Source organism: Brevundimonas sp. FV1ye7S, from assembly GCF_058680995.1.
Map to the genome: position 1 here is coordinate 656,913 of NZ_CM178726.1, position 18,835 is coordinate 675,747.

Here is an 18,835-nt window from a genome sequence, read left to right on the forward strand (position 1 = left end):
GCGAAAGCCGCGCGGCCGGGTTCATGGCGCTGCGGCGGAACATATTGTTTCATCCGACGTCTTCGACGCCGCGTCCAAAACGGTTTAGGACGCGGGCCAGCAACAGGAGCCCCCGCCCATGATGACCGCCATCTTCGTCTTCATCAAAACCGAGCTGGGCTATGCCAACGATGTGGCGGCCGACATCGTGGACAATGTCGAGAACGTGTCGGAGGTCTATTCCACCTCGGGCCAGCACGACCTGCTGGCCAAGTTCAATCTGCCGCGCGACGCCGACATCGGGACCTTCGTCACCAAACAGGTCCAGACCCGGCCGCATGTCCGCGACACCTTCACCGTCATCACCTTCTCGCCCTTCCTGCCCAAGGGCGGCTAGGCGCTCTTGCGCTTGACCTTGTCCTTGCGTTCTTCGGCGTCGTCGTCGTCGCCGACCTTCTCCTCGACCGTGGCCGACAGGCGCTGGAACACGCCCAGCCCGACCAGGACCAGCACCGCCGCGATCAGCAGGGCGGTGGGATAGATCAGCAGGGCCACGTCCTGGCGCGCCGTCTTGAACACCACCACCAGGGCCTCCAGGAACAGGGCGATGACGATGGTGGACAGGAATTTGGTCAGGCTGCGCCGGGCCTCGGCGGCGCTGCGCCGTTCGTTGCCGCGCCGCACCTCGTCCTCGAAGATGTATTTGGCCACGTCGAAGACGGCGATGGCGACGATGACATAGCCCAGCATGTCCAGCGCCGCGTCCGCTCCGGACTTGTCCGGGGACCGAATGGTGTGGATGGCGTCCATCAGGCCGAACCCGATCAGGGCCGAGGCCGACAACAGCAGCAGCAGGCTGGCGAAGGCGAAGACCGCGCGGGTCAGATAGGTCATGACGGTCGTCTCCTGGCGGCCCTGAACGCGCGAACGGCGAAGCTGTTGCACCGCTCGGTGGATGACGGCTTGGGGTGACGATGGCCGGCGGCGGCGCTAAACCAGCGAAATAGGGAGACCACACACATGACGCGATCCAACGCGCCCGCCTATCTGACCGGCTTCGGCAATCATTTCGCGACCGAGGCCGCGCCCGGCGCCCTGCCGCAGGGCCAGAACTCGCCGCAGAAGACGCCGATGGGCCTGTACGCCGAACAACTGTCGGGCACGGCCTTCACCGCCCCGCGCGCCGAGAACCGGCGCAGCTGGCTGTACCGCCTGCGCCCCTCGGCCCAGCACGGCCCCTATGCGCCCTTCGATCAGGGCCGGGTGCGGTCGGGCCCGTTCGACGAGACCCCGCCCAATCCCAACCGGATGCGCTGGGACCCGCTGCCGATCCCGGAAGCGCCGACCGACTGGGTCGAAGGCCTGGTCACCTATGGCGGGGCGGGCGATCCCGACGCCGGGGGCGGGGCGGGCGTCCACCTGTATGTCGCCAATCGCTCGATGATCGACCGCGTCTTCTACGACGCCGACGGCGAACTGCTGATCGTGCCGCAACAGGGCGCCCATCGCTTCGTCACCGAGATGGGCGTGATCGAGGCCCAGCCCGGCCACGTGGTCCTGATCCCGCGCGGCGTCCGCTTCCGCGTCGAAGTCGACGGGCCCGTGCGCGGCTATGTCTGCGAAAACTACGGCAGCCCGTTCCGCCTGCCGGACCTGGGGCCGATCGGCGCCAACGGCCTGGCCAATCCGCGCGACTTCGAAACCCCGGTCGCGGCCTATGAGGACGTCGATCGCCCGACCCAGTGCGTCCAGAAGTACGGCGGCCGTCTGTGGGCCACGACCTTCGATCACAGCCCGCTGGACGTGGTGGCCTGGCACGGCAATCTGGCGCCCTGCCGCTATGACACGGCGCGGTTCAACACGATCAACACCGTCAGCTACGACCACCCCGATCCGTCGATCTTCACCGTCCTGACCAGCCCGTCCGAGACGCCGGGCACGGCCAATATCGACTTCGTCATCTTCCCGCCGCGCTGGATGGTGGCCGAGCACACCTTCCGCCCGCCCTGGTTCCATCGCAACGTCATGAGCGAGTTCATGGGCCTGGTGACCGGCGCCTATGACGCCAAGGCCGGCGGTTTCGCCCCCGGCGGCGCCAGCCTGCACAACCGGATGAGCGGCCACGGCCCGGATCAGGCCAGCTATGAGGGCGCGATCCAGGCGGAACTGAAACCGCACAAGATCACTGACACCCTGGCCTTCATGTTCGAGACCCGGGCGCCGATCCGGGTCACGAAATGGGCGTCGGAATCACCGCAGATGCAGCTCGACTACGACGACGTCTGGTCAGGCTTCGCAAAAGGACAGGTCAAATGATCCGTATCGCTCTCATCGCCGCCGGCGCCCTGATGGCCGCCGCCTGCACCCCTCAGACGACAGGCGCCGGCTCCGACGCCCCGATGCAGAGCGCCGACGCCTCGGCCTGCGCCACGCGGGGCGGCTCGATGAAACAGGTCGGCCGGATGCAGTCCTGGCAGTGCGTGATCAGCTACGCCGACGCGGGCAAGTCCTGCACCGACGGCGACCAATGCCAGGGCGACTGCCGCGTCGAGGGCAACAGCGGCCTCGCGCCGGGCGCGGCCACGACCGGCGTCTGCCAGGCTGACAGCGACCGTTTCGGCTGCAATACGCCGGTCGAGGACGGCAAGGCCGGCCCGACGCTCTGCATCGACTGAGGCGTAAGGTTCGGGCGAAGACCGCCTATCCCATAAGACCGGCATCCTCGCCCTTGTGGCGAGGATCCATACTCCCGGCGCCTGACATGTGTGTCCGCTGCGGACGCACCGGGATTATGGATCCTAGGGACAAGCCCTAGGATGACGGCGTGAGAGGGGGGGCTGCGCCCCGCCCTCAATCCCCGTGCTTGCCGTTGCTGGAGAACTCCGGCGGGGCGGCCTTGTGGATGAACTGCTCCGCCACCAGCCAGGCCTTGAACGGCCGCAGGCAGCCCAGGCACATGATCACCAGGATCGGCAGGGTCACAACCGCGTGCACCCAGATGGGCGGCTTCACGCTGAAGTCGAAGACCATCAGCAGGATCATCCCGACCAGGCCCACCGCCGTCATGACGAAGAAGGCGGGGCCGTCGGCCGGATCGGCGAACCCATAGTTCAGCCCGCATTTCGGGCAGGATTCGCGCAGGGTCAGATAGCCCTTGAACAGCGCCCCCTCGCCGCAGCGGGGACAGCGACAGGCCAGGCCGGTCTTCAAGGTGCTCAGGCGCGGGTAATCGGTCATGGCCCCATCATGGGCCGGATCGCGCCGCCTGTCGCCGGACGAACCGTCCTATCCGTAGAATCCCGGTCAATGTCGGTTAACCGTGATTAAAGAGCTTGTGGGGCAAGGCTCGACGGATATGTCCGGGACCCCGCACAGCAAGCGTATCCTGAAGTCGACCGTGGCCGCCGCCGCGGCCGGCGCGGTCGTGTTCGCGCCACTGGCGCCGCTGGCCCAGGAAGCCGGCCGGTCGCGCGATCCGCTGTCGATCAGCATCGGCCAATCCAGCGAATTCACCCGTGTCGAATTCGGCGGCGTCATCGGCGCGCGCAGCCAGGTCCGGCGCGAGGGCGACAAGGTGATCGTCCGCCTGGGCGTCTCGGCCGCGCCTGACGTCTCGCGCCTGCGCGTCGATCCGCCGGAGGGGGTCAAGGCCGTCGAGACGCGGCTGGCGCGGGGCGGAACGACCGATCTGGTCATCACCCTGGCCGAGGGCGCCGACGCCCGGTCCGGCGCGGCTGACGGCGCGGTCTGGCTGAACCTCTATGCGCCGGGCAAGGCGCCCGAGCCGACGTCGGAAGAACGGGCGGCGGCCATCAATTCCGTCGTGCCCGTCCGCGCCGTCTCGACGCCGGACAAGACGGTCCTGACCTTCCAGTGGGGCGCGCCGGTGGGCGCCGCCGTCTTCCGGCGGGGCGAGGCCGTCTGGGTCGTGTTCGACACCGCCGCCAAGATGGACCTGACCGGCGCCAAGGCCCTGGGTCCGGCCAAGGACGCCCGCTGGGCCGCCGGCCCTGACTACACCGCCGTCCGCATCGCCGCTCCCGACGGCCTGCCCGTGGCGGCCGAAGGGCAGGGCGGAACCTGGACCGTGACCATCGGCGGTCCGCCCGCCGGCGCCTCGGGCGTCGAGATCGACCGCTCCGACGACGGCTCGGCCACCCTGGTGGCGCGGATGGCGGGCGCGACCAAGACCGTCTGGCTGACGGATCCCCTGGTCGGCGACCGTTTCGCCGCCGTCACCGCCCTGGCGCCCGGCAAGGGTTTCTCGGGCACGCGCAGCACCGTCGATCTCAGCCTGATCCCCACCGCCCAGGGCCTGGCGGTCGAGACCACGACCGACGATCTGAAGATCGAGGCGGCGGGCGATCTGGTCACCCTCAGCCGTCCGCAGGGCCTGACCCTGTCGCCGCCGTCGGCGACGCTGGAGGCCGCCGCCCATGAGGATGACGCGCCGAAGCCGGCGGCCTATCCGGCCCTGATCCTGGAGGAATGGGCGACCGCAGGCGAGGACGGCTTCTCGCAACGCTATCGCCGCCTTCAGGACGCGGCGGCTCAGGAAACCATCGCCGGAACCGACAATCCCCGCGCGCCCATCGCGGCGCGCATGGCCCTGGCCCGGTTCCTGGTCGGGTCGGGCCTGAACTATGAGGCGATCGGCGTCATCAACGCCCTGGTCGCCAAGGCCCCCAACATGCAGGGCGAGCCCGAGGTGCGCGGCCTGCGCGGCGCCGCCCGCGTCGGCGTCGGCCGTCTGGAGGAGGCCCAGGCCGACTTCGCCGGCTCGGCCCTGTCGAACGATCCCGCCGCCAAGGTCTGGCAGGGCTATATCGCCGCCGAACAGGGCGACTGGGAGGGGGCGCGCCGCGCCTTCGCCGCCGGGGCCTCGGTCATCGACGACTTCCCCAAGGAATGGCGCGCCCGCTTCGGCGCCGCCCACGCCCTGGCCGCCATCCAGACCAACGACCTGCCGGCCGCGCGCCAGCTGCTGGCCTATGTCTTCAGCCAGAACGCCTCGGCCGCCGATCAGCTGACCGCGCGCGTGGTCCAGGCGCGGCTGTTTGAACTGTCCGGCGACAAGGACCGGGCGCTGGCGGTGTACAAGGCCGTGGCCCGCGCGCCGCTGGACGGCATCGCCACCCCCGCCAAACTGGGCGCCATCGGTCTGGAGCTGGACAAGGGCGTCCTGACGCCGGATCAGGCGGCCCAGCAGCTTGAGCAGTTGAAGTGGCGCTGGCGCGGCGACGCCACCGAACTGGCCGTCATCCGCAAACTGGCCAACCTCTATCTTCAGCAGGGCCGCTATCGCGAGGCCCTGGACGCCCTGCGCGGCGCCGGCAAGCGGATGTCCGGGGTGCCCGGCGCCGCCGAGATCTACGCCGACCAGTCCAACGCCTTCCGCGCCCTGTTCCTGGAAGGCGCGGCCGACGGCTTGCAGCCGGTTCAGGCCCTGGCCCTGTTCTATGATTTCCGCGAACTGACCCCCATCGGCGCCGACGGCGACGAGATGGTGCGCCGTCTGTCGCGCCGCCTGATCGACGTCGACCTGCTGGACCAGGCCGCCGAACTGCTGAAACACCAGGTGGACGAGCGGCTGGACGGGGTGGCCAAGGCCCAGGTCGCCACCGATCTGGCCACCGTCTATCTGATGGACCGTCAGCCGGAGAAGGCGTTGCAGGCCATCTGGGGCTCGCGCACCACCCTGCTGCCCAACGCCATCAACAGCGAGCGTCGGGCGCTGGAGGCCCGGGCCCTGATGGATCTGGGCCGCTACGATCACGCCCTGGAGGTTCTGGACCGCGACCAGTCCGCCCCGGCGCGCGAGGTGCGCGGCGACATCCTGTGGAAACAGCAGAAGTGGGCCGAGGCCGCGCCCCTGTACGAAGCGCGTCTGGGCGACCGCTACAAGCAGGCGGAGGCGCCCCTGACCCCGGCCGAGGAAAGCTGGCTGATTCGCGCCGGCGTGGGCTATTCGCTGAGTGGAAACCCCGCCGCCCTGGATCGTCTGCGCGGCCAGTATTCGCCCTTCATCCCCCGGGCGCGGTCAGCGAATGCGATCCGCGTGGCCCTGGACGACAATCTGGCGGGTCTGGCGGGAGTGAACGACTTCGCCGCCCTGTCGGCCAACGCCGACACCTTCGTTGGCTGGGTCAACGCCGCCAAACAGGACTTCCGAAAGGAAACGGGCGGGAATCGCCCTGCGACCCCCGCCCGTTGAATCGGTTGATCGGTCCCCGAGGGGACCGGAAAAACCTTAGCCGTTGACGGCGTCCTTCAGCGGCTTCGAGACGCGGAAGCGGACGGCCTTGGAGGCGGCGATCTTGATGGTCGCGCCCGTGGCGGGGTTGCGGCCTTCACGCTCGGCGCGGGCGGCGGTGTCGAAGACGCCCAGGTTCGAGATGCGCACGTCGCCGCCGGCCTTCAGGCTGGCGTGGATGTTTTCGACGATGGCGGTCAGCACCTTGCCGGCGTCGGCCTGCGAGACACCGGCGTCCTTGGCGACGGCGGCGATCAGTTCGGCTTGAGTGGTCATAAGAAGCGTTTCCAGTGTTAGTCGCCCGATTCAGGGCGAGGACTGGGGGATCAACACGGATTTCGTCCGGCATTGCAAGCGGGTAAAAGGCGCAAAGCCTTATGGGGCGGGGATTATCCGGTTCCGGACGCCCGCTGGAAGCTCTCGACCAGGCTGCCGGCGACCAGTCTCCAGCCGTCCACCAGCACGAAAAAGATCAACTTGAACGGCAGGGACACCACCACCGGAGGCAGCATCATCATACCCATGGACATCAGCACGCTGGCGACCACCAGATCGATCACAAGGAACGGAACGAAAAGGAGAAATCCGATTTCGAACGCCTTCTTCAGCTCGCTGATCATGAAGGCCGGCGTGACCACGCGCAGGGGCAGCTCCTGCAGGTTGGCCGGGGCCTCCACGCGGCTTAGACGGGTGAACAGGGCCAGGTCTCCGCGGTCCACCTGGGCCAGCATGAAGGTTTTCACAGGTTCCGACGCCGCATCGAAGGCCTGGGGCAATTCCATCTGCTGATCCAGCAGCGGACGGATGCCCGAATCATAGGCGTCCTGCCAGGTCGGGGCCATGACGATGGCGCTCAGGAACAGGGCCAGGGACACCAGAACGGCGTTCGGCGGCGACTGCTGCATCCCCAGCGCCGTCCGCAACAGCGACAGGACCACGACGATTCGCACGAAACTGGTGGTCATGATGACGATGGAAGGCGCCAGCGACAGCACGGTCATCAGCCCGACCAACTGCACCACCCGCTGCGTCAGCCCCGCGCCGCTGCCCAGGTCGATATTGATCGCCGACCCGCCCGCCGCCGCGTCCTGGGCGAAGGCCGCCAGAGGCCAGGCCAGGCACACCAGGGTGGTGAACAGAGACAACAGGGCCGCGCGCTTCAGTTCGGCGCCCGTGGGGATCGTGAAGACTTTCTCCCTCCCCCTGCGGGGGAGGGGCGTCGCGTAGCGACGGGGTGGGGGCGGCAAGGCGACGTCGCACTGAACTGAGACAGGACCGGTGCGTGTTTGGGCCAGCCCTTCCCACCCGGCTTCGGCTACGCCTTCGCCCCCCTCCCCCGCAGGGGGAGGGAGAAGCTCGCTCTCGCCCCTTGGCCTCTTCACTTGAAGATCTCCGGCTGGCGCGGCTCGATCAGTTCGCGCCCTTCGCCCAGCAGGATCAGCCGCTCTTCCGCATCGATCCGCACCAGGACCAGCCGGCGCGCGGGGTCCAGCACCAGGGTCTCAACCACCTGCATCCGCCGTTCGCCGCGCTGGGCGTTCAGCTTGGCCATCAGCTGCGGCGCATAGCGGCGCGCCGCATAGGCGGCCAGGCCGATCAGGCCCAGGGTGAAGGCCAGGCCGAAGACGGCGCGGGCGAGATCGAGGAAATTCATACGCTTAAGGCCCCGCGCAGTCGGCGCTATTCCTCAAGTCTTAACCACCACGGTTAACGATGGGTTTAGATAACGGCCTGTTAACCATGCAGGCGGCATTTTCTGCCCATCGCGCGCATCCGCGTCGCACGGGAGATCGCCATGGGCGTCGCCGACATACCGCTGCTGGGGCAGATCAAGGGCCGGCTGGGCTGGCTGGACGAGCGCCAGAAGCTCATCGCCGAGAATGTGGCCAACGCCGACACGCCGGGCTTCGTCGGTCGCGATCTGAAACAGCCGACCGACTTCGCCGCCGCCCTGCGTTCGGGCGGGGGGCTTCAGGTGGTCCGCACCAACCGCGCCCATATCGCCCCGGCCGTCAGCGCGCCTCGGTTCGATCCGACCAAGTCGCCGGACTCCGAGACCACGCTGGACGGCAACTCGGTGGTGGTCGAGGAGCAGATGCTCAAGATGGCCGAGAGCCGCATGGCCTATGACGCCGCCATCGGCTTCTATCAGAAATCCATGTCCATGCTCCGCATGGCCGCGCGCAAGCCTGGCGCGGGCTGAGACGAAGGACTGATCCATGCCTGATCCCATCCCCCCCTCGAACAGCGCCATGGCCGTGGCGGCCTCGGCTCTCAAGGCCCAGCAGTCGCGCATGCGCGTCATCGCCGAGAACATCGCCAACGCCCAGTCCACCGCCCGCACCCCTGGCGGCGAGCCCTATCGCCGCCAGATCCCGGTCTTCCAGGCGCGCGAGGTCGACGGCGCGACCGGCGTGACCCTGGCCGAAGTCCGGCCGGATCAGGGCGAGTTCAAGATGGACTACGACCCCTCGCACCCGGCGGCCAACGCCCAGGGCTATGTGATGCGGCCCAATGTCGACACCCTGGTGGAAGCCATGGACATGCGCGAAGCCCAGCGCGCCTACGAAGCCAATCTGAACGTCATCGAGACGGCGCGGTCCATGGACAGCCGCACCCTCGACATCATCAAACGCTGAGGACTAGGCCATGAACCCGATGATGGCCGCCCGCGCCTACGCCGCCGTTCAGGGCAGCGCCATGCCCACGGCGGCGCAGCCGCCCGCCTCCGGCGACAATGGCTTCGCCGACCTGGTCAAGAACGCCATGACCGACATGACCCAGCAGTCGCGCGCGGCCGAGACCCAGATGACCCAGTCGATCCAGGGCAACGGCAATCTGATCGACGTGGTCACGGCGCTCAGTTCGGCCGAGGCGTCGCTGGAAACCGTGATGTCCGTCCGCGACCAGGTGATTTCCGCCTACAAGGAAATCATGGCCATGCCGATCTGATCCGCCGGAGCGCGGCCCAGGTCCTTCAGGTTCCGCGCGGAAAATTGCGGGTCGGCGGTGCGCCGAAATCCGCGCCCTGGCCTGACGTCTTGCCGATCAGGCGGCGCCGCGCCGTACGCAGGTCGCGAATCGCCAGGGGCGCCAGGGTCCAGGGCTCGATGCAATAGCGGTGGAACAGGCGGCGGGGGTTCTGCGACAGTCGATAGGCCCATTCGATCCCGGCGCGCCCCATCCATCGCGGCGCCGGATTCTGGGTTCCCGCCTCATAGTCGAAGGCGGCGCCGACCGACAGGATGACGCAGTCGGGCAGGGCGTCGAACACGGCCAGGGTCCACAGCTCCTGGCGCGGCATGCCCATGCCGACGAACAGGATATGCGGCTGAAAGGCCTGAATCTCCGCGACAACTTCGGCGTTGTCGGCGGAACCTGCCCGGGCGTCGAAGAAGCCGTGGCGGGTGCGGATCTCGGTCTTGGGATAGCGCGCGCCCAACCGGCGCGCCGCCTCTTCGCCCACGCCCGGCGCGCCGCCGACCGCCATGACGCGCCAGGCCTTGCGGTTGGCGACGCTCCAGAAATGGTCGCGCCAGTCCAGATAGGTGCAGCGATGAAAGCCCCGGCTATGCAGCCCCAGGGCGCGCGAGAACCAGATCATCGGCGTCGAATCGACCTCGATCAACTCGGCCATCTCGTAGAAGGCCCGCATCTCCGGATGTTTCTGGAGCAGGTAGAGGCTGTGCAGATTGTGGTTGGCCACCACGCTCTTGCGGCCCTCGGCCACGGCGTCCTGGACGTGATGCAGCACTTCCTCGGGCTTCACCAGATCGACCAGCTGGCCGAACATGTGGACGCGCTCGCGCCGACGCCGACGCTTGCGATAGGTCGCGCGAGGGGTCGTGCGCCGCTCGTGCGCCTTGGAAACTCGGGACGGATCCGCCATCGCACCCAGATAGGGGACGGGCTCTCAAAGCGAGGTAAGCGAACAGGCTTAACGGGCCGCAACCCTGTCCGACCGACGCTTGTGTCGGGGCCTCCCGCCTCGCTTGCGAAATAAAACCGACCTCCGACGAAAAATCCCTGTTGACCCCGCCCGGACCCTCCCTTAGAGGTCCGCGCCTTCCCGATGGAAACGCCGCAAGGCGCTGCCGACGGGGCCCAGATGGCGGAATTGGTAGACGCGCTGGCTTCAGGTGCCAGTGGCTTAACGGCCGTGGAGGTTCGAGTCCTCTTCTGGGCACCATATTATAGACGGCGTCGTGTTTTCGGACACGGCGCCGTTTGCTTTTTCGGCCTATCGCTTCGCGCGCGGCGCTCTGCTGCTTGAGGCCATCTTCGTTTTGGGGCCTATCGCCTCGCGCGCGGCGCTCGCCTGCTTGAGGCCCGTCCGTCGCGCGGTAAGCCGTTTCGTCCCGTCCCCCAGCCGTGTAAGAACCTGCCCATGACCGTTTACCTGCACGAGGGCGACCTGCCCGACGACCTGGACCTGGGACCGGACGTCGCCATCGATTCCGAGACCATGGGCCTACGCTTCCGCCGCGACCCCCTTTGCGTCGTCCAGCTGTCGGCCGGCGACGGAAACGCCCATGTCGTGCGGCTGAACCGCCCCGGCTATGATTGCCCGAACCTGAAGCGGCTGCTGACCGATCCGGCGGTGACCAAGATCTTCCACTTCGGCCGCTTCGACATCGGCATGTTCCTGCTGCACCTGGGGGTCGAGACGCGGCCGGTCTATTGCACCAAGATCGCCTCCAAACTGGCCCGCACCTATACCGACCGCCACGGGCTGAAGGACGTGGTGCGCGAGACCGTTGGGGTCGACCTGTCCAAGGCCCAGCAGTCGTCCGACTGGGGCGCGGCCGAACTGACCCAGGCCCAGCTGGACTACGCCGCCTCGGACGTCCTGTATCTGCACGCCGCCCGGGCCAAGCTGGACCTGATGCTGGCGCGCGAGGGACGGGCCGAACTGGCGGCCAAATGTTTCGACTTCCTGCCGACCCGTTCGGCGCTCGATCTCGCCGGCTGGGACGAGATCGACATCTTCGCCCATAGCTGAGGCGCGCTTGACCGACCCCGGCGAACAGACACGGATCCAGGCGGACGCCGCGGACGAGGCCCGGGTGGTCCTGGCCGGCGCGCGCTGGCGGGCGCGTTCGCGGCGCGTCAAACTGTACCGCCGCGTCCTGCCGATCATCATCCTGGTGCTGGCGGGCGGCGTCCTGACCTGGACCGTGTTCCGCACCGTCATGTCGGGGGTGGAGCGCAAGGCCAGCCAGGGCCAGGAGGTCCGGCTGGACAAGCCCCTGTTCCACGGCCAGGACGCGCAAGGCCGCGCCTTCACCGTCGGCGCCCAGGGCGCGATCCGCGATCCCGCCACCGGCCATTTCCGCCTGGTCGGCCCGGCCCTGAAGCTGAATTTGGGCGGGCGCAAGGTCACCGAAATGACCGCCGACGGCGGGACCTACAACGAACAGGCCAGGACCGTGACCATCGGTCCGAACGTGCGGATTTCGGACGGCGGCTCCGGCTTCGTCCTGACCACGCCCGAGGCCGTGGTCGACACCTCGACCGGAATCATCACGGGTTCACGGGGCGTTCAGGGCGCCGGCCCTATTGGAACCATCAACGCTTCGTCCTATGCGATCTATGATCAGGGCGAGCGGGTGGTGTTCAAGGGCTCTGGCGACAACAAGGTGATGGGCGTGCTGACGCCCAAGGGGTCTGGCGGATGATCATGACGAAGATTTCAAAGGCTCTGGCGACGGTCGCGGCCGTGACGGTCGTGGCTCTGCCGGCCGTAGGCGACGCGCAATCCCAGTTGGGGGCACAGTCAACGAACCAGCCCGTCGCTTATGGCGCGGATTCGGTCGAATATGGCCCCAACCGCATCATCCTGAGGGGGCGGGCCGAGGCGACACAGGGCGGCAACCGTTTCCGCGCCGACACCCTGACCCTGGTCAGCGGCGAGGGCGGCGACCTGCAACGGGCCGAAGCCGCAGGCACGGTCTATTTCGTCACCCCCGACCAGTCGATGCGCGGCGACCGCGCCGTCTATAATCTGGGCAATGGCGAGATCGTGGTGACGGGCAATGTGGTCCTGAGCCAGGGCAAGAACGTCCTGACCGGCTCGCGCCTGGTCTATAATATCAACACTGAGGCCGCACGCATGGAAGGCGCGCCGCGCGGCGCCGCCGGAAGCCGCGTGCAGGGCGTCTTCTACCCCAACTCGAACTGAGGCCGTCGGCCGTCTGGATCTAAGATTTGGCCCGCAAGGAACTCTCCGCCCTGAACCTGGCCGACCGGCCTGCGGCAAAGCCCGCGCCGGCGGTTCCGGCCGCTGAAAAGGGGCTGCGGGTGCGCAACATCGCCCGCGCCTTCGGTCAGCGCCAGGTGGTGCGCGACGTCTCCCTGACGGTCCAGCGCGGCGAGGTGGCGGGCCTGCTCGGCCCCAACGGCGCCGGCAAGACCACCTGTTTCTATATGATCACCGGCCTGATCCCGCCCGATTCCGGCACGATCTGGCTGGACGGCGAGGACATCACCAGCCAGCCCATGTACCAGCGCAGCCGCATGGGCCTGGGTTACCTGGCCCAGGAGGCCTCGATCTTCCGGGGCATGACGGTCGAGCAGAACATCATGGCGGTGGTCGAGCTCAACTATCCGCGCGATCAGCTTCAGGCCGAGACCGACCGCCTGCTGAACGAGCTTCACATCGACCACCTGCGCCACGCCCCGGCCACCGGCCTGTCGGGCGGCGAGCGTCGCCGGGTCGAGATCGCCCGCGCCCTGGCGGGCCGCCCGTCTTTCATCCTGCTGGACGAACCCTTCGCCGGCATCGACCCCCTGGCCATCGCCGACATCCGCTCGGTCATCCGCTACCTGGCGGACCAGGGCATCGGCGTGCTGATCACCGACCACAATGTCCGCGAGACCCTGGACATCACCGACCGGGTCTCGATCATCTCGGGCGGGTCGGTCCTGTTCGAAGGCACGGCTGAAGAGGCCGTCAACGACGCCGAGGTCCGCCGGGTCTATCTGGGCGAAAACTACGCCTGACGCGCTCACCTCCCCGTCGGCGAAGGCCGACGGGGAGGACAGGCGATCGCGTCAGCGAGCGCCAGGAGGGGGAGACTCGGTGTCAAAAGCCGGCCCGGTCAGCACCCCTGTCAGAGTCGCCCCCTCCTGGTCGCAAGCGCGACCTGTCCTCCCCCCGCGCCTTCGCGCGCGGAGAGGTGACGCTGGCCCATTTCGTCATTCCGGGCGAAGCGCAGTGGAGACCCGGAACCCAGCGGCGCGCGAGAGCGCGACACGAAGGGCGTCGCGTAGGCCTGCGGCGGTCGGATTTCACCTTGGACGCGTTTGGCGCGGTTTTTTCGCGCCAGTAGCGCCAGAACGGGCGACCCGCGTTTCGGCGTTTGTCGGGCGTTAACCAGTGCGGCCACATCCTGCACAGCAAGTTCCGGGCCAGTTGGCGCGCCGGCAGGATTTTTCGAACGTGATCGGGCAACGTCTAGAGATCAGACAGGGGCAGGGGCTGGTCATCACGCCCCAGCTGCAGCAGGCGATCAAGCTGCTGCAACTGTCGAACCTCGAGCTCGAGGAGTTCGTCGAGGCCGAGCTGGAGCGCAATCCCCTGCTGCAACGCGACGAGCCCGAGGGCGACGGCCCCGAGGCCCCGGTTTCGGTTTCCGACGCCGCCCCGGACGGTGAAATGTCCTTCGGCGACGGGGTCGGCCAGGATTCCGTGGCCTCGATGGACGCCGGGTCCGACGATGTCTACGGCGACGCCGCGCCCGGCGAACGCACCAGCGACCGCATGACGGACGAGGCCCAGCCGGGCCTGTCCGACTGGTCCAGCGCCGGCAAGGGCGGCCAGGTCTTCGAAGGCGACGGCGAACGGCCCGACGCCCATGAACTGACCCTGTGGGAGCATCTGCAGGTCCAGGCCTCCTCGGCCGGCCTTTCGGCCGCCGACCACGCCATCGCCCTGACCCTGATCGACGCCACCGACGAGGGCGGCTATCTGCGCGGCGAAATGGCCGAGTTCGCCGATCGCCTTGGCGTCAGTCTGGATCGGATCGAGGCCGTCGTCGCCGTCTGCCAGGGGTTCGAGCCGACCGGCGTCATGGCCCGTTCGGTGCCCGAATGCCTGATGCTGCAACTGATCGAGCGCAATCGGTTCGACCCGGCCATGGGCGCCCTGCTCGACCATCTGGACCTGCTGGCCCGGCGCGACCTGGCCGGTCTGAAGAAGATCTGCGGCGTCGACGGCGAGGATCTGGCCGAGATGATCGCCGAGCTGAAGGCCCTGACGCCGCGGCCCGGCGCCGGCTTCGGCGGCGAACCGGCCCAGACGGTCGTCCCCGACGTCCATGTGCGGCCCGACCCGGCCGGCGGCTGGCGGGTCGAGCTGAACGCCGACACCCTGCCGCGCCTGTTGATCGACAAACGCTATCACGGCCTGGTTCAGGCCGGCGCCCGCTCCGACACCGAAAAGACCTTCGTCGCCGACTGCGCCGCCCAGGCCAGCTGGCTGGTCAAGTCGCTGGACCAGCGCGCCAAGACCATTCTGAAGGTCTCGTCCGAGATCGTGCGCCAGCAGGACGCCTTCCTGGCCTTCGGCGTCGAATTCCTTCGCCCGCTGAATCTGAAGACGGTCGCCGACGCCATCGGCATGCACGAATCGACGGTCAGCCGCGTCACCTCCAACAAATATGTCTCGACCCCGCGCGGGGTGTTCGAGCTGAAATTCTTCTTCACCGCCGCCATCCAATCGGTGGACGGCGCATCGACTCATTCGGCCGAGGCGGTCCGCCATCGGATAAAAACCATGATCGATGGGGAAGGGGTGGGGGGCGACGTTTTGTCCGATGATCGGATCGTCGAAATCCTTAAGGAGGCGGGCATAGATATAGCCCGTAGAACGGTCGCCAAGTATCGGGAAGCCTTGAGGATTCCGTCCTCCGTCGAGCGCCGCAGGATGCTTAAGACCGGCTGAAGCGTGACCACAAATCGGTGATCTCGATTGACACCAAATGCGGGCGGGAGCGTTCTATCCGTATGCAAGTCCAAGTCAGCGGCAAGCAAGTGGATGTCGGCGAAGCGTTAGGCTCGCGCATCTCCCAGGAACTCGAAGACGGGGTCGGAAAATACTTCGCCCGCGGCGGTGAAGACGCCGAGGTCGTGGTGTCCAAGGACGGCCACAACTTCAAGGTGGACTGTTGGGTCCGCCTCGCGTCGGGCCAGACCCTGGTGACGACGGGCATGGGCGGCGACGCCCATTCCGCCTTTACCGAGGCGCTGGATCGTCTCGAAAAGCGGGTCCGTCGCTACAAGCGCCGGCTCAAGGATCACCACATCGGGCCCAAGGGCCTGTCGCCTGAAAAAACCGAAAACGCCGCCCGCGAAGTCGCTCGCAGCATCGTGCTGCGGGATCCCGACAGCGTCGAGGACGACGTCTTCGGCGACACCGGCGAAAACGACGGCCCGCCGCCCGTGGGCATGGTCATCGCCGAGACCGAGCACGAGATCCGCTCCATCACGGTCGGTCGTGCGGTCCTGGAACTGGATATGACCGGCTATCCGGTGGTGCTGTTCCGCAATGCGGCGCACGGCGGCCTGTCCGTCGTCTATCGCCGCCCAGACGGCAATGTCGGCTGGATCGACCCCGAGCGCACGAAGAAGTCGAACGGGCATTAGACTTACGGCTTAGTTTGACTTTGCCGCGGGAGCCTCTAAAGGGGCGCCCGCGGCCGCCAGTCGCTTATCTAGAGTTGGGCTACCCATGGATATCGCAGATCTGCTCGCGCCGAACGGCGTGGTGCTGCGTGGCGGCGCCTCGTCGAAACGTCAGGCGCTTCACGCCGTGGCCGAGGCTGCGGCCCAGGCTCTGGGCGTCGACCAGGGCCGTATCTTCGAGGCCTTGCTGGAACGCGAAGCCCTGGGCTCCACCGGCCTGGGCTCCGGCGTGGCCGTGCCGCACGCCCGTCTGAAGGAAATCGACCGGGTCACGGCCGTCTTCGTGCGCCTGGATACGCCTGTGGCCTATGAAGCGGTCGATGATCGTCCGGTCGATCTGCTGCTGGCCCTGTTCGCCCCGCCCAAGGATGGCGCCGAACATCTGCGCGCCCTCGCGGCGGTCTCGCGCGCCCTGCGGTCGCCGGAACTGCGTGAGCAGTTGCGTCAGGCCCGGACGGTCGATGCAATCAAGGCCCTGTTCGTCAAGGACCAGGCGCCCGCTACGGCCGCCTGAGAGGCCGGGCCGTCAAGGGCGGCGACCGGCCGCCCTTTCCCTTGTTCAGTGAACCGAGACCGGCTCCAGTTCGTGCGCCACAGCGGCGGCGAAGGCGGTGTCGCGGTCCAGCATGACGGCCAGCCGTTCCCCGTCCGCGCTGTGAACGGCGTAGAGGGACTGATTCGGGTCGAAGGCGATGTCCTTCATCTCGACCGCCTCTTCCAGCAGGTCGGACGCCTTCACCTCGCGCACATAGACGAGATCGGGGGCGCCCAGTCCGGCGAAATCTTCCTTGGTCATCATCATCGGCGTCATAGGACCGCCTCCTTCGCTTTGACAACGCCCGGATCGCCGGGCGGTTCGAACGGCTGCGCTTTTCAGCCGGCCGTGATGGGAATGCGCCGCACCTGGCGCTCGGCCTCGGGCCGGATCAGATCGACATGCAGCAGGCCGTGTTCCAGCCGTGCGCCCTCGATCTCCAGCCCGTCGGCCAGGACGAAGCTGCGTACAAAGCCTCGCGCCGCGATGCCGCGATGCAGGAAGGCCTGTTCGCTCTTGCCCGCGCCGTCGCGCTTGCCGGCGATGGTCAACTGCCGCCCTTCCAGGGTGATGGCCAGTTCGTCAGGAGCGAACCCGGCCACTGCCAGGCTGATGCGGACCCCCGCCTCGCCGATCTGTTCGACGTTATAGGGCGGATAGCTCTCGGCCGCCGCCTTGGCGGCGCGGTCGATCAGGGCGCGGGTGTGGTCGAAGCCCAGCAGGAACGGGCTGTCGAACAGGATGGTGCGGGTCGTCGTCATCTGGGTCCTCGGAAAAGCGACCGACCGTGGGCCTCCCGCAATCGGCAAGGCTCCCGGTCACAGATGAAGATGGGGGCGGACGCGGCCGGGATCAACTGTTGGGGACCGGTCGTCCCCAATCTCGTCATCCTCGGGCTTGACCCGAGGATCGGGCGCCCCGCCGCTCATGCAGAGGGGCGGTGGTCGGCATTGTGATCGACCCCAAGAGCAAAGCGGCCGATGGTCCGGTCCTCGGGTCAAGCCCGAGGATGACGGACGGGGCGAAGGCGCCCCTAGTGGATGGCTTCGCCATGCTGGGCATAGTCCAGCCCCTCGACCTCTTCTTCCTTGGTGACGCGCAGGCCCGTGGTGAACTTGCAGATCATCAGGACGACGAAGGTGCCGACCGCACTCCAGACGATGGCCCCGCCCAGGCCCAGCGCCTGTTTCCACACCGTCGCGCCCTCGGACAGGGCGTTGATGCTGGTGGTGGCGAAGACCCCGGTCAGCAGGGCGCCGACGATGCCGCCGATCCCGTGCACGCCGAAGGCGTCCAGGCTGTCGTCGTATTTCAGCGCGTGCTTCAGCCAGACCGCCCCGGCGTAGCAGGCCGGACCGGCGATCAGGCCGATGAAGAAGGCGCCCTTGGGATCGACGAAGCCGGCGGCGGGGGTGATGGCGACCAGACCGCCGACGACGCCCGACAACAGGCCCAGCAGGGTCGGGCGCTTGCGGTCGAACCATTCGACGGTCATCCAGCCCAGGGCCGCGGCGGCGGCGGCCAGGATGGTGTTGAAGGCGGCGGTGGCGGCCAGGGCGTCGGCGGCGCCGGCCGACCCGGCGTTGAACCCGATCCAGCCGACCAGCAGCAGGCCAGTGCCGATGGCGCTGTAGACCAGATTGGCGGGGGCCATGTTGTCGCGGCCGAAGCCGTGGCGCGGGCCCAGCACCAGGGCGCAGACCAGGCCGGCGACGCCCGCATTGACGTGGACCACCGCCCCGCCCGCGAAGTCGAGCACGCCCAGGCTCCCCAGATAGCCGCCGCCCCAGACCTGGTGACAGATCGGCGCATAGACGATCAGGTGCCACAGGGCGAAGAACAGCAGGCTGGCCGAGAATTTCATCCGCTCGGCGAAGGCGCCGGCGATCAGGGCCGGGGTGATGATGGCGAAGGTCATCTGGAAGCTGACGAACAGCAGTTCCGGCAGGCCGGGCAGCAGGCTGTGCGCCGTCTGCATCGTCACCCCGTTCAGGAAGGCCGCCTGGACCCCGCCGATCAGGCCGTTCACCGCATCCGGCCCCTTGCCGAACGACAGACTGTAGCCGACCAGGAACCACAGCACCGAGACGATGGCGAAGGCCGCCGCCGACTGGGCGATGACGCTGATGATGTTCTTCTTGCGCACCATGCCGCCGTAGAACAGGGCCAGACCCGGCAGGGTCATCAGCAGCACCAGGGCGGTGGACGTCAGGATCCAGGCCGTCGCCGCATTGTCGATGACCAGGGGCGCCTGATGGGCCAGCAGGGCGGGGGCCGCCGCCAGGGCCGGAGAGGCGAGGGACGCCGCCCCGGCAACAGCGATGGCGGACAGGGCGGCGTGTCGGGTCATTTCATGCGTCTCGGGGAGGAGAGGAAGGAACGGC

The 18,835-nt window shown here is 67.9% G+C and carries 23 protein-coding genes and 1 tRNA gene; 15 read left to right on the forward strand and 9 right to left on the reverse strand.

The features are described from left to right. Positions 1-118: 118 nt before the first annotated feature. Positions 119-376: an Lrp/AsnC ligand binding domain-containing protein gene (locus tag ACW18C_RS03055; protein ID WP_008262170.1), complete on the forward strand. Its 258-nt coding sequence runs from the start codon at positions 119-121 to the stop codon at positions 374-376. Here the strand turns inward: ACW18C_RS03055 and ACW18C_RS03060 are convergent. Further along, positions 373-873: a hypothetical protein gene (locus tag ACW18C_RS03060; protein WP_040349246.1), complete on the reverse strand. Its 501-nt coding sequence runs from the start codon at positions 871-873 to the stop codon at positions 373-375. The genes ACW18C_RS03055 and ACW18C_RS03060 overlap by 4 nt on opposite strands. A 126-nt stretch (positions 874-999) precedes the next feature. On the opposite strand from ACW18C_RS03060, the gene hmgA reads away from it, so the two are divergent. Next, positions 1,000-2,295: a homogentisate 1,2-dioxygenase gene (gene hmgA / locus ACW18C_RS03065; protein ID WP_492072741.1), complete on the forward strand. Its 1,296-nt coding sequence runs from the start codon at positions 1,000-1,002 to the stop codon at positions 2,293-2,295. Then, complete coding sequence (locus ACW18C_RS03070; protein WP_492072742.1) at positions 2,292-2,654, forward strand: hypothetical protein; 363 nt, start codon at positions 2,292-2,294, stop codon at positions 2,652-2,654. The genes hmgA and ACW18C_RS03070 overlap by 4 nt, the downstream gene beginning before the upstream one ends. A gap of 175 nt (positions 2,655-2,829) precedes the next feature. Here the strand turns inward: ACW18C_RS03070 and ACW18C_RS03075 are convergent, their stop codons facing one another. Beyond that, positions 2,830-3,216 (reverse strand): DUF983 domain-containing protein, encoded by a 387-nt coding sequence (locus ACW18C_RS03075; protein ID WP_008260146.1) that lies wholly within the window; start codon positions 3,214-3,216, stop codon positions 2,830-2,832. 118 nt (positions 3,217-3,334) lie between these two features. Between ACW18C_RS03075 and ACW18C_RS03080 the strand changes: the two genes are divergently transcribed. Continuing rightward, on the forward strand, positions 3,335-6,193 hold the full coding sequence (locus ACW18C_RS03080) for a tetratricopeptide repeat protein (protein WP_492072743.1): 2,859 nt from the start codon (positions 3,335-3,337) through the stop codon (positions 6,191-6,193). A 36-nt stretch (positions 6,194-6,229) separates the two neighbouring features. Here the strand turns inward: ACW18C_RS03080 and ACW18C_RS03085 are convergent, their stop codons facing one another. The 3 genes from ACW18C_RS03085 to ACW18C_RS03095 form a co-directional block, all read right to left on the reverse strand. After that, on the reverse strand, positions 6,230-6,508 hold the full coding sequence (locus ACW18C_RS03085; RefSeq protein ID WP_008263548.1) for an HU family DNA-binding protein: 279 nt from the start codon (positions 6,506-6,508) through the stop codon (positions 6,230-6,232). Between the two features lie 113 nt (positions 6,509-6,621). Next, positions 6,622-7,413 carry a flagellar type III secretion system pore protein FliP gene (gene fliP, locus ACW18C_RS03090; protein WP_035310672.1) on the reverse strand — a complete coding sequence of 264 codons (792 nt, stop codon included), beginning with the start codon at positions 7,411-7,413 and terminating at the stop codon, positions 6,622-6,624. Between the two features lie 197 nt (positions 7,414-7,610). Beyond that, positions 7,611-7,886, reverse strand: coding sequence for a flagellar biosynthetic protein FliO (locus ACW18C_RS03095; RefSeq protein WP_008260176.1), 276 nt, complete (start codon positions 7,884-7,886; stop codon positions 7,611-7,613). Positions 7,887-8,027: 141 nt separating this feature from the next. On the opposite strand from ACW18C_RS03095, the gene flgB reads away from it, so the two are divergent. Genes flgB through fliE form a run of 3 tightly spaced genes read left to right on the forward strand, consistent with a single transcriptional unit; the run spans position 8,028 to position 9,184 of the window. Beyond that, positions 8,028-8,435, forward strand: coding sequence for a flagellar basal body rod protein FlgB (gene flgB, locus ACW18C_RS03100; protein ID WP_035311182.1), 408 nt, complete (start codon positions 8,028-8,030; stop codon positions 8,433-8,435). A gap of 49 nt (positions 8,436-8,484) precedes the next feature. Next, the gene (gene flgC / locus ACW18C_RS03105; protein ID WP_008261179.1) at positions 8,485-8,871 is read left to right on the forward strand and encodes a flagellar basal body rod protein FlgC; all 387 of its coding nucleotides are present in this window, start codon (positions 8,485-8,487) and stop codon (positions 8,869-8,871) included. Positions 8,872-8,881: 10 nt separating this feature from the next. Continuing rightward, a complete protein-coding gene (gene fliE, locus ACW18C_RS03110) occupies positions 8,882-9,184 on the forward strand; it encodes a flagellar hook-basal body complex protein FliE (protein ID WP_008262620.1) in 303 nt (100 codons plus the stop codon). Positions 9,185-9,209: 25 nt separating this feature from the next. On the opposite strand, the gene ACW18C_RS03115 is transcribed toward fliE, so the two are convergent. Then, positions 9,210-10,121 carry a WecB/TagA/CpsF family glycosyltransferase gene (locus ACW18C_RS03115; protein WP_492072745.1) on the reverse strand — a complete coding sequence of 304 codons (912 nt, stop codon included), beginning with the start codon at positions 10,119-10,121 and terminating at the stop codon, positions 9,210-9,212. A gap of 213 nt (positions 10,122-10,334) precedes the next feature. Here ACW18C_RS03115 and ACW18C_RS03120 point away from each other — a divergent pair. The 8 genes from ACW18C_RS03120 to ptsN all read left to right on the forward strand — a co-directional run bounded on the left by ACW18C_RS03120 (position 10,335) and on the right by ptsN (position 16,430). Then, positions 10,335-10,421: transfer RNA gene (locus tag ACW18C_RS03120), tRNA-Leu, on the forward strand. Positions 10,422-10,619: 198 nt separating this feature from the next. Further along, positions 10,620-11,234 (forward strand): ribonuclease D, encoded by a 615-nt coding sequence (locus ACW18C_RS03125; RefSeq protein WP_372705309.1) that lies wholly within the window; start codon positions 10,620-10,622, stop codon positions 11,232-11,234. Positions 11,235-11,241: 7 nt separating this feature from the next. After that, on the forward strand, positions 11,242-11,910 hold the full coding sequence (gene lptC / locus ACW18C_RS03130; RefSeq protein ID WP_492072746.1) for an LPS export ABC transporter periplasmic protein LptC: 669 nt from the start codon (positions 11,242-11,244) through the stop codon (positions 11,908-11,910). 2 nt (positions 11,911-11,912) lie between these two features. After that, positions 11,913-12,413 carry an LptA/OstA family protein gene (locus ACW18C_RS03135; RefSeq protein ID WP_492072747.1) on the forward strand — a complete coding sequence of 167 codons (501 nt, stop codon included), beginning with the start codon at positions 11,913-11,915 and terminating at the stop codon, positions 12,411-12,413. 26 nt (positions 12,414-12,439) lie between these two features. Further along, positions 12,440-13,234, forward strand: a complete 795-nt coding sequence (gene lptB / locus ACW18C_RS03140) for an LPS export ABC transporter ATP-binding protein (RefSeq protein WP_492072748.1) — start codon at positions 12,440-12,442, stop codon at positions 13,232-13,234. 439 nt (positions 13,235-13,673) lie between these two features. After that, a complete protein-coding gene (rpoN, locus tag ACW18C_RS03145; RefSeq protein WP_492072750.1) occupies positions 13,674-15,176 on the forward strand; it encodes an RNA polymerase factor sigma-54 in 1,503 nt (500 codons plus the stop codon). A gap of 62 nt (positions 15,177-15,238) precedes the next feature. After that, complete coding sequence (gene hpf / locus ACW18C_RS03150; protein WP_008260210.1) at positions 15,239-15,877, forward strand: ribosome hibernation-promoting factor, HPF/YfiA family; 639 nt, start codon at positions 15,239-15,241, stop codon at positions 15,875-15,877. Between the two features lie 85 nt (positions 15,878-15,962). Continuing rightward, on the forward strand, positions 15,963-16,430 hold the full coding sequence (ptsN, locus tag ACW18C_RS03155) for a PTS IIA-like nitrogen regulatory protein PtsN (protein WP_008262263.1): 468 nt from the start codon (positions 15,963-15,965) through the stop codon (positions 16,428-16,430). Between the two features lie 45 nt (positions 16,431-16,475). On the opposite strand, the gene ACW18C_RS03160 is transcribed toward ptsN, so the two are convergent. The 3 genes from ACW18C_RS03160 to ACW18C_RS03170 all read right to left on the reverse strand — a co-directional run bounded on the left by ACW18C_RS03160 (position 16,476) and on the right by ACW18C_RS03170 (position 18,801). Then, on the reverse strand, positions 16,476-16,727 hold the full coding sequence (locus ACW18C_RS03160) for a DUF1150 family protein (RefSeq protein WP_008260703.1): 252 nt from the start codon (positions 16,725-16,727) through the stop codon (positions 16,476-16,478). Positions 16,728-16,789: 62 nt separating this feature from the next. Further along, positions 16,790-17,212, reverse strand: a complete 423-nt coding sequence (locus ACW18C_RS03165; RefSeq protein WP_492072752.1) for an Hsp20 family protein — start codon at positions 17,210-17,212, stop codon at positions 16,790-16,792. Positions 17,213-17,484: 272 nt separating this feature from the next. Further along, positions 17,485-18,801 carry an ammonium transporter gene (locus ACW18C_RS03170; protein ID WP_492072754.1) on the reverse strand — a complete coding sequence of 439 codons (1,317 nt, stop codon included), beginning with the start codon at positions 18,799-18,801 and terminating at the stop codon, positions 17,485-17,487. Positions 18,802-18,835: the final 34 nt, after the last annotated feature.